The organism is Ectobacillus soli, from assembly GCF_042610425.1.
Taxonomy (GTDB): domain Bacteria; phylum Bacillota; class Bacilli; order Bacillales; family Bacillaceae_G; genus Ectobacillus.
The window spans coordinates 102,495-117,856 of sequence record NZ_JBGJZM010000004.1 but is presented as its reverse complement, the minus strand read 5'-3'; the positions used below and the strand labels follow the sequence as shown (position 1 = coordinate 117,856).

The 15,362-nt window shown below is 39.4% G+C and carries 10 protein-coding genes; 1 reads left to right on the top strand and 9 read right to left on the bottom strand.

Annotated elements, in window-relative coordinates; all coding sequences use genetic code 11:
* Positions 1 to 6 precede the first annotated feature (6 nt).
* From ACAN53_RS16235 to helD, 4 genes are all read right to left on the bottom strand, one after another.
* Complete coding sequence (locus tag ACAN53_RS16235) at positions 7 to 1,482, bottom strand: glycoside hydrolase family 32 protein (protein ID WP_379971202.1); 1,476 nt, start codon at positions 1,480 to 1,482, stop codon at positions 7 to 9.
* Positions 1,483 to 1,549: 67 nt separating this feature from the next.
* On the bottom strand, positions 1,550 to 2,995 hold the full coding sequence (locus ACAN53_RS16230) for a sucrose-specific PTS transporter subunit IIBC (protein WP_379971201.1): 1,446 nt from the start codon (positions 2,993 to 2,995) through the stop codon (positions 1,550 to 1,552).
* A gap of 173 nt (positions 2,996 to 3,168) precedes the next feature.
* Complete coding sequence (locus tag ACAN53_RS16225) at positions 3,169 to 4,152, bottom strand: LacI family DNA-binding transcriptional regulator (protein ID WP_379971200.1); 984 nt, start codon at positions 4,150 to 4,152, stop codon at positions 3,169 to 3,171.
* Positions 4,153 to 4,183: 31 nt separating this feature from the next.
* The gene (gene helD, locus ACAN53_RS16220) at positions 4,184 to 6,541 is read right to left on the bottom strand and encodes an RNA polymerase recycling motor HelD (RefSeq protein ID WP_379971199.1); all 2,358 of its coding nucleotides are present in this window, start codon (positions 6,539 to 6,541) and stop codon (positions 4,184 to 4,186) included.
* Between the two features lie 261 nt (positions 6,542 to 6,802).
* Between helD and ACAN53_RS16215 the strand changes: the two genes are divergently transcribed.
* Complete coding sequence (locus ACAN53_RS16215; RefSeq protein ID WP_379971198.1) at positions 6,803 to 7,855, top strand: SepM family pheromone-processing serine protease; 1,053 nt, start codon at positions 6,803 to 6,805, stop codon at positions 7,853 to 7,855.
* A 72-nt stretch (positions 7,856 to 7,927) separates the two neighbouring features.
* On the opposite strand, the gene ACAN53_RS16210 is transcribed toward ACAN53_RS16215, so the two are convergent.
* The 5 genes from ACAN53_RS16210 to ACAN53_RS16190 all read right to left on the bottom strand — a co-directional run bounded on the left by ACAN53_RS16210 (position 7,928) and on the right by ACAN53_RS16190 (position 15,239).
* The gene (locus ACAN53_RS16210) at positions 7,928 to 9,034 is read right to left on the bottom strand and encodes a nitric oxide synthase oxygenase (RefSeq protein WP_379971255.1); all 1,107 of its coding nucleotides are present in this window, start codon (positions 9,032 to 9,034) and stop codon (positions 7,928 to 7,930) included.
* A 112-nt stretch (positions 9,035 to 9,146) separates the two neighbouring features.
* Positions 9,147 to 10,061, bottom strand: coding sequence for a ketopantoate reductase family protein (locus ACAN53_RS16205; RefSeq protein ID WP_379971197.1), 915 nt, complete (start codon positions 10,059 to 10,061; stop codon positions 9,147 to 9,149).
* A gap of 151 nt (positions 10,062 to 10,212) precedes the next feature.
* The gene (locus tag ACAN53_RS16200) at positions 10,213 to 13,692 is read right to left on the bottom strand and encodes an efflux RND transporter permease subunit (RefSeq protein ID WP_379971196.1); all 3,480 of its coding nucleotides are present in this window, start codon (positions 13,690 to 13,692) and stop codon (positions 10,213 to 10,215) included.
* Positions 13,693 to 13,696: 4 nt separating this feature from the next.
* Positions 13,697 to 14,332, bottom strand: coding sequence for a TetR/AcrR family transcriptional regulator (locus ACAN53_RS16195; protein ID WP_379971195.1), 636 nt, complete (start codon positions 14,330 to 14,332; stop codon positions 13,697 to 13,699).
* A gap of 250 nt (positions 14,333 to 14,582) precedes the next feature.
* Positions 14,583 to 15,239: a TVP38/TMEM64 family protein gene (locus ACAN53_RS16190; protein WP_379971194.1), complete on the bottom strand. Its 657-nt coding sequence runs from the start codon at positions 15,237 to 15,239 to the stop codon at positions 14,583 to 14,585.
* Positions 15,240 to 15,362: the final 123 nt, after the last annotated feature.

Below are 15,362 nucleotides of genomic sequence, written 5' to 3'. Positions count from 1 at the left end.
CCATTTTTATCGTGTACAATCCCATTTCATAACTGCTAGATGTACCTCTCCTCCCACAGCAAAGAAACGAATATCCGTACTCGTAGAACGAGGAAAAATTCGGCTCGTAAATACTTCTTCTCCGTCATTGATAAAGATTTCTACAGAGGATGTATCTACAAAAAGATGGAATGTAATCATATCTGAATCTACATAGCAAGCTCTTTTCGTTCCATAGGAAGCAGCTACTTCCTTGCCAGAGGCAGAGCGGTCTAATATGACTTTTTTCTGGGCTGCCTCATAGTATAAAACTGTTTTTTCCTTGTCACCAACCCTAAATTCGATTCCATACTGACATGCAGTAGCGGCGGAGAAGGTACAACGTAACTCATACTGCTCTCCAGAAAATCCTTCATACATTTTCATCTCATCAGCCAGAATGTCTACTCGTTCATACAATGGACCACGCAGCATTTCTAATTCCTTAACCGGCTGCTGACGAAGCCTTCCATTTACGATCGATAACTCTCTTGGAAGTGTTAAGCAATGCGCCCAGCCATATTCATCTGTCGGATATGCAATGTCTGGAAGACCCATCCATCCGATTAAAATACGACGGCCTTTATCATCTAACATTGTCTGCGGGGCATAGAAATCAAATCCTCGATCAAGCTCGGTAAATGGTCCATCCTGAAAAGAACACGTTGCAACATCAAGTTTACTTCCAATCACATAACCCGATTGATAAATATTTTGATAAAAATCCCCTTCTGGTTGTAACCCTTGCGGACAGAAAAGAAGGACCCCTTGATCCTCTATAGGAAAGTAGTCTGGACATTCCCACATAAAACCGAATTCAAGACCAACCGCCTCGATTTCACCTTGGAATGTCCAATCTGTTAAATTGCTAGAGTGATAGAGGATAGCTGTGCCCGTCTTGTTCGTTCGCTGCGCCCCGATTACCATATAAAATTGATCGTTTTCCTTCCACACCTTTGGATCGCGAAAATGTTCAGTATATCCTTTCGGCACTTCTGAAATAACGGGGACCGGCCATTTTGTAATATGATTGTGGTCATCCATGATGGCTAAGCATTGATAGGGATGACGTACCCAATTCTCATCTCTTGTATTTCCTGTATATAGTAAATAGAGCTTTCCTTCATGCTCAATTGCACTACCCGAAAATGCTCCGTGACTATCATAATCGCAATCAGGCTTAATCCCAATGCCGACTTTCTCCCATTGAACAAGGTCTTTTGATTTCATATGATACCAGTACTTAATTCCGTGTACAGCTCCAAGCGGAAACCATTGATAAAACAAATGGTACTCGCCGTTATAATATGAAAAACCATTTGGATCGTTTAATAATCCAGTCGAAGGCTGTATATGATACGTTTGACGCCATGGGCTATGATTTACGCGTTCTTTTAGCAGTTTTATTTCGTCTGGAGATACTTCTTCTACTTTACGATAGCGTTGCTGCTGTGTCCATTCCATTGTTATCAATCTCCTTATATAAATAGAGGAGAATCTGGCAATTCTCCTCCCCCTTACTTTTCTCTTTTTATGCAGCAGATTCCTCAATTGCTGCTTCTTTGTTTTTTGCACGCTTTGAAAGAATAATGGTTACTGAGAATGCCACAGCAAAGGAAATAATCATACCGATAATGTAATGTATAATGCTGCTTGGCTTCATCGAAATGATACCTGGAAGACCAGCGGCACCTAATGCGATCGCTTTTACTTTATAAAAAGTAATAAAAGCAGATGCTACGCCAGAACCGATAATTGCTCCGATGAAAGGATAGCGAAGCTTTAAATTGACCCCAAACATCGCTGGCTCTGTAATTCCGAGCAATGCGGAAATACCTGCTGCCGATGCCACACTCTTTAGCTTTGTATCACGAGTAATTAGAAGTACAGCAAGTGTTGCAGCACCTTGTGCGACGTTTGACATCGCTGCAATTGGGAAGATGAAAGATCCGCCTGTTTTTGCCATATCGGCAAGCAATTGTGTTTCTACGGCAATGAAGCTGTGATGCATTCCTGTTACAACGATTGGTGCATAAATAAATCCAAATATGCCTCCTCCGATAAATCCAGTCGTATTATACATGAACACAAGTCCGTCTGTTAACATGTTACCAGCTGCACGTGTAATCGGTCCTACAATCGTAAACGTTAAAATACCTGTAATAAAAATTGTTAATAAAGGAGTCAATAAGTTATCTAATGCAGAAGGAATCACTTTTCGTAGATACGTTTCCAATTTTGCAAGAATATAAGAAGCCGCTAAAACAGGAAGTACGCTACCTTGATACCCGACTTTATCAATATGGAATCCAAATATATCCCAGTACGGAATTTTATGAGCCAATAACGCTGCACCATATCCATAACCATTTAGTAAATCTGGATGTACCATTAACATACCAAGAGCTGCCCCAAGATACGCATTTCCTCCAAAGCGCTGCGTTGCTGAGAACCCAATTAATATAGGTAGAAAGACGAATGCTGCGTTGGCAAAGGTATTAATCAGCGATGCTAGATCTGCTACGCTAGGATTCGCTTCTACCAAAGACTTTCCAGCAAAAAATAAATCCTTTGCGGTTAATAGGTTATTAATCCCCATTAGCAACCCGCCGGCAACGATAGCTGGAATAATTGGAACAAAGATATCAGATAGCATTTTCACAAAGCGTTGAAGTGGATTCATTTTTTTCGCTCCAGCATCCTTTACATCCTTCGTTGACATTTCTGTTATGTCGGTAAGACTAGCAAATTCCTTGTATACTTCATTTACCGTTCCGGAGCCGAGGATGATTTGATACTGTCCACCAGTAGAGAATGTCCCTTTGACTGCATCCATTTTGTCCAGTTCTACTTGATTGATCTTCTCTTCATCGTGTAACACGAGGCGTAACCGCGTCGCACAGTGTGCTGCAGCTGAAACATTTTCTTTTCCGCCGATTGCTGCTAGGATTTCCTTCGCAATGCTTTTGTAGTTCATTGTAAATCCTCCTTATTATTTATAGTATGATTCAGAACCGGTTCCAATATAAGGTGAACAGAATTGATTATAGCTAGATTTATAAAGTGCAATCATCGGGAACCGGTTCCAAAAAGAGCGATTTTTTGAAACCGGCCATTTTTGGAACCGGTTTCAAATAGATTATATGATGACTATACTTTTTTGTCAACGCTTTCACGGTCTACAATTTTAAAGTTTGAAATTAATTGTAACGGAATTTCTTCTTTGTTCACAAGTTTTACGATTCGCTCAGCAGCCCGCTTTCCTGCTTGTTTGTAATAAAATTTCGTCGTCGTTAAACTTGGATGCAGCATCTCTGCTACATCATATCCACCAAAGCCGGTGATTGAGAGATCATGCGGGACTTGCAGCTCGTTTACATAAGCAGCCTTCATCGCACCTAATGCTAAATTATCTGTCGCGCATACAATTACTGTCGGAGAATAGGTATGAATAATCGAACTTACAATCTGGATGGAATCCATCATACTAAAGCTCGTTTCAAAATAGCGTACCTCACAGCCTGCCTGTTCCTGCACCGCTTGTGTAAAACCAGCTTTTCGCTTTACCCCAACCGCAATATCTTTTTCAGTGACACCTAAGTAGGCAAGCTTACGGTGACCGTGCCCAAGGACATACTTACCCATTTCATACCCTGCCCCGTAATCATCGTGAATCACACTATACACTTTGTTATATTCCTGTCCGACAAGCATAATGGGTATGTTAATTTTCTGAAATGCTTCAATGTGTTCTTCCGTAATTTGGGTCGCCAATAAAATAATCCCGGCTACCTTTTGATGTGCGAGTGTATAAATACTTTCGATTTCTCTTTCTAAGCTTTGACTTGTATTTGCAATAAACATTTGATAGCCTAATTCTCGCAAATACTCGTCAATACCAATTAACGTTTGCGAAGCCGCATATGAGTCCAAACGCGGAACAATGGTACCAATAATGTTTGGTACTTTAGCCTTTAAACTTTGTGCAAATGGATTGGGAACAAAACCGGTTTCTTTAATCGCTCGTTCAATCTTTTGTCTCGTTCTCTCACTTACCGATCCTCCGTTCAAAAACCGGGAAACCGTACTTTTTGCTACTCCCGCTATGCTTGCAATGTCTGATATCGTCTTCATCTTCGTTCCCTCTCTAACCCAAATGAAAAATTTATTCTATCTCGTATTCTTCCAATCCATCTCTTTCAAATAATTCTTGAGTAACCTCATGTAAAAACGGGCTTACTTCGTTGGTATAGAAGAGATATAATTCATGCATGGCCCGCGTACAAGCGGTATAGAATAACTTCCGTTCATTCTCTCGCCCATATTGGGTTTTTGAAGCATCATATATGATTACCGCATCAAATTCAATACCTTTTGCTAAATACGACGGTATAATAAGTACACCATGATCATAGGATGCTGTTTCCTTTGTAATAAGGCGAACATCTATGCCTGGCTGCAACAATTCATATGCCAGTTTACTTTCTTTTGCAGTTTTACAAATGATTGCAATCGTATGATGCTGCAAAGATTTCACACATGTTACAATTTGACTTACCCGGTCTTCATCAGTCACTTTTATTACAACTGGCTTTTTCCCTTCTCGTTGAAACGGTTGTATATGCTGACCACTCGGAAGCAACATACGGGAAAATTCGATAATTTGCTTTGTAGAACGATAACTACGCGTTAATTCAATACGTTCCGTTGCCTTCTCCCCATATAAAGATGTTAAGTGAAACAAATTTACATTTTCAGACTGCACATGAATACTTTGATTGTAGTCACCAAGCACCGTCATTTTGGCAAATGGAAATAATCGTTTTAAAAATATAAATTGAAATGGCGAGTAGTCCTGTGCCTCATCAATAAAAACATGACGAATTGAAGTATTTTTTTGTACTCCTTCCAGCTGCTCCTTAACGTACAAATAAGCTGTTGCATCTTCATAAGGGATACTGCTGTTTTTTAGCAATCCAGATGACACTTTACATATCTCTTGCCATTCTGAAGGTAATTCTTGTTCTGATACAAACTGCAACGCAAACATCGAATTAGAAAAAAGGTTTTGATATACAGCATAGATATGTAAGAATTGAAGCTGTTTAACGAATCTATATGTCGGTTTCATATGTTCACGCACGATCATTGCAGCAAGCAGCCGTTGCTCTCGTTCAAAATCATCAAAGGTATCCTCTGTATAACGTCTTTCTCGCTGCAGCTTTTGGTGAACGAGAGTTAGCAAATGTTGATCTGCAAGCTCCATCTCCTCTTCTACCCACGGCTTTTTCCGCTCTTTTTTCTCTTCTGTTTTTAATAGCTGAATAAGCCATTCTGTTGTCAGCCTAACCCGGTTAGCAAGCGACAGTGCCCGGTCTAACGAATAAAAATAGATTTCTATTTGCTTTGCGGATACGATTTGTTCTCCTCGAAATTCAACATCAAGAAATAACATGCCCTGCTCTTTTAAAAAAATAACATAGGAATCAAGTACTTTCATGTATTCTTGTGAAGCCTTGTACTTAATAGACGAAATTCGTGCTTCATACTTGTTATCTGCATAGGCAGACAATACATATTCCATTTGTGTAAACGAATCTTCTAGTAATATGTCTTTCCCAAGTTGATGTTCGATATAATTTTGAAAGGTCGTCTGTTGCATATTGTCTTCTCCAAGCTCTGGTAGAACTGTCGAAACAAAACTACCAAATATCGGATTTGGAGAAAACAATAGTATTTGCTCAGCCAGCAATGATTCGCGATATCGATAAAGTAAGTAAGCAATTCGTTGCAAGGCAGCTGATGTTTTTCCGCTACCTGCTACCCCCTGAACAATAAGCATTCTACTCGTTTCATTTCGAATGATTGCATTTTGCTCACGCTGAATCGTTGCAACAATCGATTTCATCGCCGTATTTGCTTGCTTACCTAGCACTTCCTGCAATAGTGTATCCCCAATTGTGACACTAGAGTCAAATACACTTTCTATGATTCCGCTGCGAATCAGAAATTGTCGTTTAACCGTCATTTCACCTGATACCATGCCAACCGGTGCTTTATATGTAGCCGGACCAACCGTGTAATCATAATAGAGGCTTGAAATTGGCGCGCGCCAATCATATACAAGAAATTGTTCCGTTTTTTCATCATAAAAAGAACCTATACCCAGATAAATGGAATCTGCTTGTTTCTCACCATCTTCTTTAAAATCAATACGGCCAAAATAAGGAGAATACTGCAATCGTTGCAGAGTTTTTACTTCATTTTGACTATGTGTGTAGCTCCGTTCCCGTTCTGAAAGAAGTTCAGCCTGCTGTTTCAGACTCGCATGTGTTTCCGCCGCTTCGGTTGCATCTTCAAAATTTACTGTGACATCTTCCCAAAAGTTCTTGCGCATACCAACAATGGTTGATTTGATCGTACCTACGTATTGTTGAAGGAAACTGGCTTTGGCAGCAGCTTTTTCGACTACTTCATCAACACGTCGTTGTTCCCATTTATACTCTTCACTCTGATTGTCCATTTAGCCACTTCCTTTTCACGAGATGAATAGCACACGTACATTTTGCTGATTTTGTCATTGATTTTACCATACAAATACGTGTCTTATCAATTAATGGAAAAACACCAATACCTCCCTCACCTACATCAATTTCATAGAGCAGGCTTACATTTTTTACTTTAAAAATATAGATTACGTTATAATATAAATGGTATTTAATTCCGAACTACGCCTATGCATTTATTTTCATGTACATACTTCCGTATTTAGAAAGGAATCACTATGAGAGTCTTGATTAGAAAAAAATTTCTAACCCTATATACAATTGTTATTTCTATATGTTTCATAACAGCAGCTTTCATCCCTACACCTTATTATTTGTACCAACCTGGTCCTGCTGAAGCAATTTCACCAAAGGTTACGGTAGAAAATGGACATAAATCCGAAGCCGGAAATTTTTATTTAACTACCGTATTATCAATAAAAGCGAGAAATGTGTATGATATCTTGTATGGCTTGTTAACGCCTCATACACAAATTCGGGCCGAGCAGGATGTACAAGGAACGTATACCTCCGAGGAGTACGCAAGCCTGCTTAATCATATGATGCTTATGTCTCAGCAAAATGCGATAGCAGCAGCTCTTCGTCAAGTTGGCGAACCTGTGACCCTTACATATGAAGGTGTGTTTGTAAGTAATGTTGTGCAAACATCCAAAGCAAAAGGGATTATTAAACCAGGTGATATAATCACCTCTGTAGATACTCATCCCATTCAAAACACATCAGATTTTATGAATTATATAGCTACAAATAAAAAAGTAGGACAAGAAGTACAAATTGGCTGGAAGCATGAGGGAATAGAACAAAAGAAAGACATTGAACTTATTTCAATTGATGCAAGCAAGGATAAACCCGGACTTGGCATCCTTCCAGAAGATCAATTTACAGCGAAAACAGGACGAAATGTTTCCTTCCAAACTGAAGATATCGGTGGTCCTTCCGCTGGCTTTATGTTTTCATTAGAAATAGTGAATCAGCTTACAAATGAAGACTTAACGAAAGGCTATAAAATTGCTGGGACCGGTACAATTGACGTTGATGGAAATATTGGTCAAATTGGTGGAATACGCGATAAAATTATTGCAGCGCATGACACCGGGATTGACATCTTCTTCTGTCCAAAGGATCAAAAGCCTGGAGATAACAATACGAAGGATATTTTAGATGAAGCTGCAAAACAGAAGTACTCGATGAAAATCATTCCAGTGGCTACGCTGAAAGATGCCATTACCTATTTACAAAAATCACCGGTTTCACCGAGTGTAAAGAAATAAATAACAGCCCATTTTATCATTATTTGATGTGACAAGAAAAGGAGGGTCCCATTTTCTTGTGGACCCCTCTCTTTATGCGTAAGGTTTGTCTTGATACGAAAAATTCGGTGTTACTTTTTCATTGGGATAAGATTTATGGAAGATGTGCGTTGTTGCCGGTGAAACAGGAGGAATGAGCCATGTCCAATCTCCCTTGACATCTCTATCTGCTTCTCCCTCTCCGTTTTCAAATAGCTGAAATTGCGCTGCAGCCGTGTGATGATCCACAATGCTAACTCCTTTTTCTTTAAAAGAATGAAGTACAGCGATGTTGAGCTCAACTAACGCTTTATCCTTCCATAAGCTTGCTTGCCGAGATATATCTAGATTTAACAAAGAAGCTACTTTTGGCAGCATATTATAGCGGGTTTCGTCTGCTAAATTCCGAGCTCCAATTTCTGTGCCCATATACCAGCCGTTAAACGGAGCGGCTGTATAGGTAATACCTCCTATTTCAAGCTTCATTTCGCTAATCATTGGAACTGCATACCAACGAAGGTGTAAATCTGCAAACGACTCTAACTCCGGATGCACAAGAGGTACTTCAAGCACAAACTCATGAGGAATATTATACCAAATAGGTAACTTGCCACCGACTGCAATAACAATTGGCAAAATATCGAAATGGGTTCGCTTACCGCGCCACCCAAGGCCTTCGCAAACACGAGTAAAAGAAATAGAAGACGAATCACCGATTATTCCATTCTCCGTTTCATACCCTGCATAACGAATGATTTGATGATTCCAAATCCGCACCCGCTCCTGGTTGTTTTCTTTTTGCTGAAATATCGTAATTGTCGGTCTGATTTTCCCATCATTCGTGGCATATGTAATATGTTCCAAAAGAGCATCAAATATTTCGTCTTCTTGTTGTAGCGTCCTCTTATCGAATACCGTTAATGTATTCCAAAACAATCGCCCGATACAGCGATTACTATTACGCCAAGCCATTCGTGCACCGTGTTCAAGCTCTTCAAACGTATGCTCATAATAGCCATACCTGTCTATCATCTGTTCAATCTCGTGTAACCGTATGTCACGTTCCTCTTTCGATTTATCTAATTCCCTATAACAGGTTGTAATAAACTGCTCCGCTTCTTGAAAAAGCACATGTTTCGTATGCACGTGATCCTCCTTCATGGTGTATTTCTTTGCTTCATTATACATGACCAATTCTTTTGACCATACTAGTATGCATATTTGTCACATTTCTATCATATTTTCAAAACATACAATTGTTATATGTTTTATCCTATTCCTTATCTTTCTCATATAACTTCAGATTTACATATACACTTTGCAAAGTAGGTGCAGCAATTCCTCTCTCCTCTGCTAACGATAGTAAATATCCTTGCAATGCTTCTACCTCTACAGATAGACCCTTTTCCATATCACGCAGCATAGAAGATTTCATATTATAGCCCATTTCTCCCATGGTTTGCATTTGTTTTTCTTCAATATTATCTTTAATGGGAGCTTGTACTGCCCTCATGATTTGTGCTGTTTCCTGTAGTAGACTTTCAATCAATTGTACTCCTCTATTAACATCTCGTATGGGACCAATTGATCTTTGAAATAAGGTAGTTACGCCTGAGAAAGTCGTAATAAACAAATATTTTTGCCACATATCACGGAGAATGTTATCGCTCACGCTTATCATGGCCCGTGTATCTTGAAATGCCTTTTCAATATTACGGATTCTTTCCGTTCTTTCCCCGTTCCATTCCCCAAATACAAATCGATGAATGGGACTCGTTTGAATAACATGTCCTTCACTTGACAACGTAGATTCAATAAAACATAACCCACCTATTACAGATTCCTTCGAGAAGGCGTTCGTTAACATATCAATATGCTGCATACCATTTAGCATCGGAATAATAACTGTTCCCTTATGCACATACGGTTTTATATCCTGTATCGTTTGCTCTAAATGATAAGCCTTTGTTCCAATAAGAATAACATCAAACGCACCAGGCTCACCTGCTGCGATTAATTTCGGATGAATAACTGCATCTCCGTGAATGCTTTTTACATGCAATCCCCTTGCTTGCAGCTGCGTTTTTCTTTTTTCACGAACTAAAAATGTGACATTTTCACCCTTTTCCGCCAATCTTGCTCCGAAATATCCACCTACTGCTCCGGCACCCACTACTAAGAATTTCACGGATCCATCCTCCTTACAAAATAAAATATCCCTTATCATGCTTTGTAAAATCTATACTTAGCATCATTATATCGGTGATAACATATAGGATACAACAAAAAAACAAGAGGGAAACCTTATTCGTTTCCCTCTCGTGCATATTTGCTCCTCGTTATTTCTTTTCGCCAAACATTCTTGCTCGTAAGTTATGAAAGGCTAAATACATAATTGGTACAATTACCAAAGTTAAAATTGTACTCGTCGTAAGCCCTGAAATTACGGTAACCGCAAGTGACCTTGAGATTAATCCACCCTCTGATGAAAGAGCGAGCGGCGTTAATGCTCCGACCGTCGCAACCGCAGTCATTAGGATGGGACGAATCCGTTTCATACCCGCTTCCATTAGCGCGTCATACGTTGACATTCCACTTGCTTCGTTATGCTTCACGCGGTCAACTAGAACAATTGCATTCGTCACAACAATACCGATTAACATCAATATCCCTACCAAGGCAGGCATTCCAAGCGACTGTCCTGTCATAAATAAACCTAGGACGACACCTACAAAAATAAATGGCAGGGAGAACATAATGGCAAATGGAGCAAGCATTTCGCCAAATGTAATCATCATGATTACATAGACGAGGATAATGCTAATTCCTATCGCAGCAAACATATTTGAAAATCCTTCATTAATTTGCTTCGCTTCCCCTTCAAATGAATAGCTAACGCCAGTCGGTACAGAGATTTTGGCTACTGCATTTTTAATGTCAGTTTGTACCTGACGACTATTATCTGTTGTAAAAGTACCTGAAATGGAAACATAATCAGCTTTGTTCAAACGTTGAACCGAGGTGGGTCCAGTTGTTTGCTCAACCTTAGCTATATCTCCAATGGTAACATCCTCACCGGCCATACTCGTTACCTTTTGCGCAGCGATTGCGTCTGTCGATTGCAGCGCATCGGTTTTCAGTCCGAGATTAATATCTGTTGTTTTTCCATCAAGCGACATCGTAGAAATGGTGGAACCTGATAGCATATCACGAATTGCGCCTGAAACAGAGGCAGGATATACACCTTTTTCTGCAGCCTTTGTGTTGTCAACAGATACAGAAATTTGCGGACGAACCGCTTTTACATTTGATTTTACATCAGCAATTCCCGGCATCTTCTTAATGACATCTTCATAATTAGCTGCTGCATCAGAAATGGTTTTTGAATCCGGACCTGTAATAATCATCGCTAACCCTCCACCACCCGGAGAGCTACCTGTTGCTGTTAATGTTGTCGTAATATCGTTTTCGAACTTTGCCGTATTGTCACGAACGGCACGCTCGAACGATTTCGTATCCACGTTATCTTTCAATGTAATTTGCGTGGAGATTGTCCCGCCGGTAACTACCGTTTCATAATTATCGACTTGTTTTGTATCTGCTATAATTTTTTCAAGCTTTGTAGCAACTTCATTCGTTTTATCAATTGAAGTACCAATTGGCATTGTAACAGAAGCGTTATAATATTTCGTAGCTTCTGTAGGGAAGAAATTCACAGGAATTTTCGATGCCAATAATCCAGAGCCAACTAATAGCAACAATGAAATTCCTACTACAATCCATTTTCGACGAAGCGTCCATTGTAATACGATGCGGTATGCCTGTTCTAACCAGCTCGTTTTATTCTCTTCTGGCTTCATCTTTAATAACGTTAATCTCGAAAGAACTGGAATAACCGATACTGCGACAAGGAAAGAAAACAAGATAGAAATTACAACACTCCACGCAAATGGTGCGAAGAACTTCCCTACGATACCAGGAACAAAGGCAAGCGGAATAAATACCGCTACGGTTGTAATCGTAGACGATGAAATCGCATGGGATACTTCGCCGGTTGCCTCCATAATGAGGTCTTTCGTTCGTTCTTCCTCACTTGCATGCCGAATACGGCGAAACAAGTTTTCAATCACGACAATACTGTCATCCACGACACGCCCAACTGCGACCGCAATACCGGCAAGTGTCATCATGTTAAGCGTATATCCCATTTGCTTTAATAGAATTAAGGTAATGAAAATCGATAACGGAATCGAAAGAATGGCAATGATTGTGGTACGAATGTTCCGCAAAAATAGCAATGTGACGACAGCTGCAAGAAGTGCACCAAACAACGCTTCTCTCATCATACTATTGACAGACTGCTGAATTTCCTTCGACTCATCACGCAAGGTAGTGAATGAATACCCCTTTGGCATCGTAATCTTTGCAAGCTGATCATTCGTTTTCTTTACAACATCCACCGTATTCGCATCCGTATTTGGAATAATCCCTATGCTAATTGCTGGATGTCCATTTAGCCTAGTTATCGTTGATTGCTGCTCGTTTGCATAGGTTACATCCGCAATATCCGATAATGGAAGAGAACGAATCGTTAATCCTCCCATCGATACAGAAGAATTGGAAGATGGCGTCGTTTGTGAACCACTTTGCTGCACGCTTTGTAAAGATTGCTGACTCGTACTAGATAAACTTGTAATCGCTGCTTGTAGCTGCGTCATCGAGTTTTGTAGCTCTGTAAGCTTTGCTTCTTCCCCTGCTATTTTTTGATTGAGTTGATTCATTTGCGTCGCTAAATCGCTGCTTGCTTTTGCTAGTTGTGGATTAGTAGGATTCGCCTTTGCTTGAGCAGAAGTAGTTGCTGCCTGTGACTGCAGGGCTTGCAACTGAACTTTATCCGCTTGTATTTGTCCAGACAACTGCGTTATTACTCCAGATAACTGAATCTCTTGTTGCATCAATTCTTGTTGCTTTGCACTGATGCCGACCGTTTTCCCTAAGCCACCTACTGCACTTCCTAACGTATTCATGCCTTGTCCAATGTTTGTAAAGGCATCCTGCAAACCTGAAGTGTTTTGCTGCGTTACGATAATCTGAGTAGCCTTAATTTCATCTAAATTGGAATACTGCTTTCCAACTTGCACAAGCATCGTTTTATCATTCATCGTCACTTCCCCAGTTGGAGCCGTAACATTATTGGCTAGCAATGCTTGTTTCACCTTATCCAGCGTCAGATTTTGCTGCTTAAGCTTTTCAGGATCTACTTTAATAAATACCTTCTTTGTTGAAATACCATCAACTTCAATATCGGCAATACCTTGCACAGATTGTAAACTAGTTTTAATCGTTTTATCTGTAAATGATTGGACATCATCAATCGAAGCTCCGCCCCCGTCCACTGCGAATAAATAAACTGGCTGGGCACTTGGACCTTTCCGCTGCAGTGGCATTGTTTTCGCAGTGTCAGGTAACTTTACTTTTGAAATCGCACCATTCACATCTGATTCTGCTTGGTCCATAGATGCAGAAAGAGAAAATTCAATCATTACATTTATGTTATTTGCTGAGGAGGTAACATACAAATTTTGAACATTTTTAATCTTTGTTAGCTGTTCCTCTAATGGTTTTCCGATATCTTCAAGCGATTGATTTGGAGTGGCACCCGGATATTGGACTTGAAAGGATAAATACGGAACATCGATGCTCGGATACTTTTCTTGGTTCATCGTTCGTGCAGAGTAAATTCCCCCCGCAAAAACGAGAGCAATGATGATAAAAATGAATCCTACATTTTTCATAGAGAATTTAGTTAGAAAATTCATGAACCTACTCCTTTTCTTTAGAAAGTTGCGAGTTGGAATGGGGATTACCCAAGGCTCCGTATAGGACAAACCTCGTTAATTCATCAAGCAATGCTTCTTTCGAAGGAAAATTTATTCCAATTTGTTTCAAATTGCGTTTATAGTCATTCGCTAAGCCCCAAATCATTGTTGTAAGCCCAATACTTAAAAACGTTCCATTTGGTAAAGGCATAGGCCGATCCATTGTTTGAATATGTCTTACCTTTTGTGCAATCAACTCCGGTTTTTGCGTTTGCATGAGGCGCTTCTGAAACAATCTACCTAGTTCTTCATCATGAAGCGATTCAGTAAATAAAATATTGAATGCATCTAAATTATGAAAAATCAGCTCAAATCGATGCCGTACCATAATTGCAATGATATCTTCCAATGTGTTTACATCTTCTAGCTGGGGTAACCAAGAATCAATTTCTCCTTCGATAAGCGGGAGCAGGCATGCAATAAATATTTCTTTTTTGTTCTTAAAGTGTTTATATAGCGCACCTTCGGATAATTGAACACCTTTCGCAATATCTGCAATTGTAGTTCCGGCAAACCCTTTTTTTGCAAACAAGCTGAGTGCCTCCTCTACAATACGGTCCTTAGTAGGTTTTTGGGTCATATCTCTCTCCTTTTTTAATAAGTAAATACTTACTTACCAAATATATCGATATCCCCTATCATTGTCAACGAAGTAACAATGATAAGATTTTAAATGATTGATTTTGTAAAAACAGAAAGAGAATAATAGAGATATTGAAGATATTTGAAGGTGAATTCGATCGTTGATTTCCATGATGCTACTATACAGTTTTCTTGGATTTTCTATTGTAAATCGGGATAAAAATCACTTTCATTTCAAATCTTTTACTTTAATCATTCTTTTTATTCCATTTGTTATAAATATACGGAATAAGTATCACAAATCCGTATAATAATATTGCCACGATAAATTGTATGCTCCATATATTCCGCAAAGAATTTCCAACGAAATTGGCTACGAAAATACCAGGAATAATGCCAATGTATGAGGCTACTATATAATCGCGTACCTTCACTTTCGATAATCCCATCCCATAATTAATACTATCAAATGGAATGAACGGGATAAGACGGATGTAGAGCACAACACGAAACCCATGCTTTTCAATTTGATCACTTATGATTTGTTTTCTATGCTTTTCGAGAAAAGACCGGATTCTTTTACTTTTTATGTTTCTAGTTATATAAAATGCAATAACGGCACTATTGCCCGCTCCGATAATATTTAAAAGGGTCCCTGTAACTGCTCCAAATGTATACCCACCAAATAACGTAACAGGGAGCATCGGAATAAAGAAGAGCGGACGAATGGTATAGGCAAGAATAAAAAGTAGCATACCTACTATTCCTTCCTTTCTCATCCAATGACTAAGCGAATCGATATTGCTTGGTGTAAGAACACCTGTACGATAAATACCAAATAGACAGAGAATCGCAAGCAATCCAAGCAAAATATATGCTTTGTGTTCAATCCAGTAACGCTTCATGTGCTTTGCTCCTCTCTAAATGGTTTCCTCATCCATCATAACGATTCTATTGCAAAAAATAAACTCCTAGTAGAAAGCATTTCACAAACTTACTAGTATGCAATATCGAATGGGCTAGCTAAA

Coding starts and splice junctions, on each gene's coding strand:
- ACAN53_RS16230 (WP_379971201.1), bottom strand. CDS start 2,995: ATGAACTACAAAAGCATTGCGAAGGAAATCCTAGCAGCAATCGGCGGA.
- helD (WP_379971199.1), bottom strand. CDS start 6,541: ATGGACAATCAGAGTGAAGAGTATAAATGGGAACAACGACGTGTTGAT.
- ACAN53_RS16235 (WP_379971202.1), bottom strand. CDS start 1,482: ATGGAATGGACACAGCAGCAACGCTATCGTAAAGTAGAAGAAGTATCT.
- ACAN53_RS16200 (WP_379971196.1), bottom strand. CDS start 13,692: ATGAATTTTCTAACTAAATTCTCTATGAAAAATGTAGGATTCATTTTT.
- ACAN53_RS16190 (WP_379971194.1), bottom strand. CDS start 15,239: ATGAAGCGTTACTGGATTGAACACAAAGCATATATTTTGCTTGGATTG.
- ACAN53_RS16195 (WP_379971195.1), bottom strand. CDS start 14,332: ATGACCCAAAAACCTACTAAGGACCGTATTGTAGAGGAGGCACTCAGC.
- ACAN53_RS16210 (WP_379971255.1), bottom strand. CDS start 9,034: ATGAAGGAGGATCACGTGCATACGAAACATGTGCTTTTTCAAGAAGCG.
- ACAN53_RS16215 (WP_379971198.1), top strand. CDS start 6,803: ATGAGAGTCTTGATTAGAAAAAAATTTCTAACCCTATATACAATTGTT.
- ACAN53_RS16225 (WP_379971200.1), bottom strand. CDS start 4,152: ATGAAGACGATATCAGACATTGCAAGCATAGCGGGAGTAGCAAAAAGT.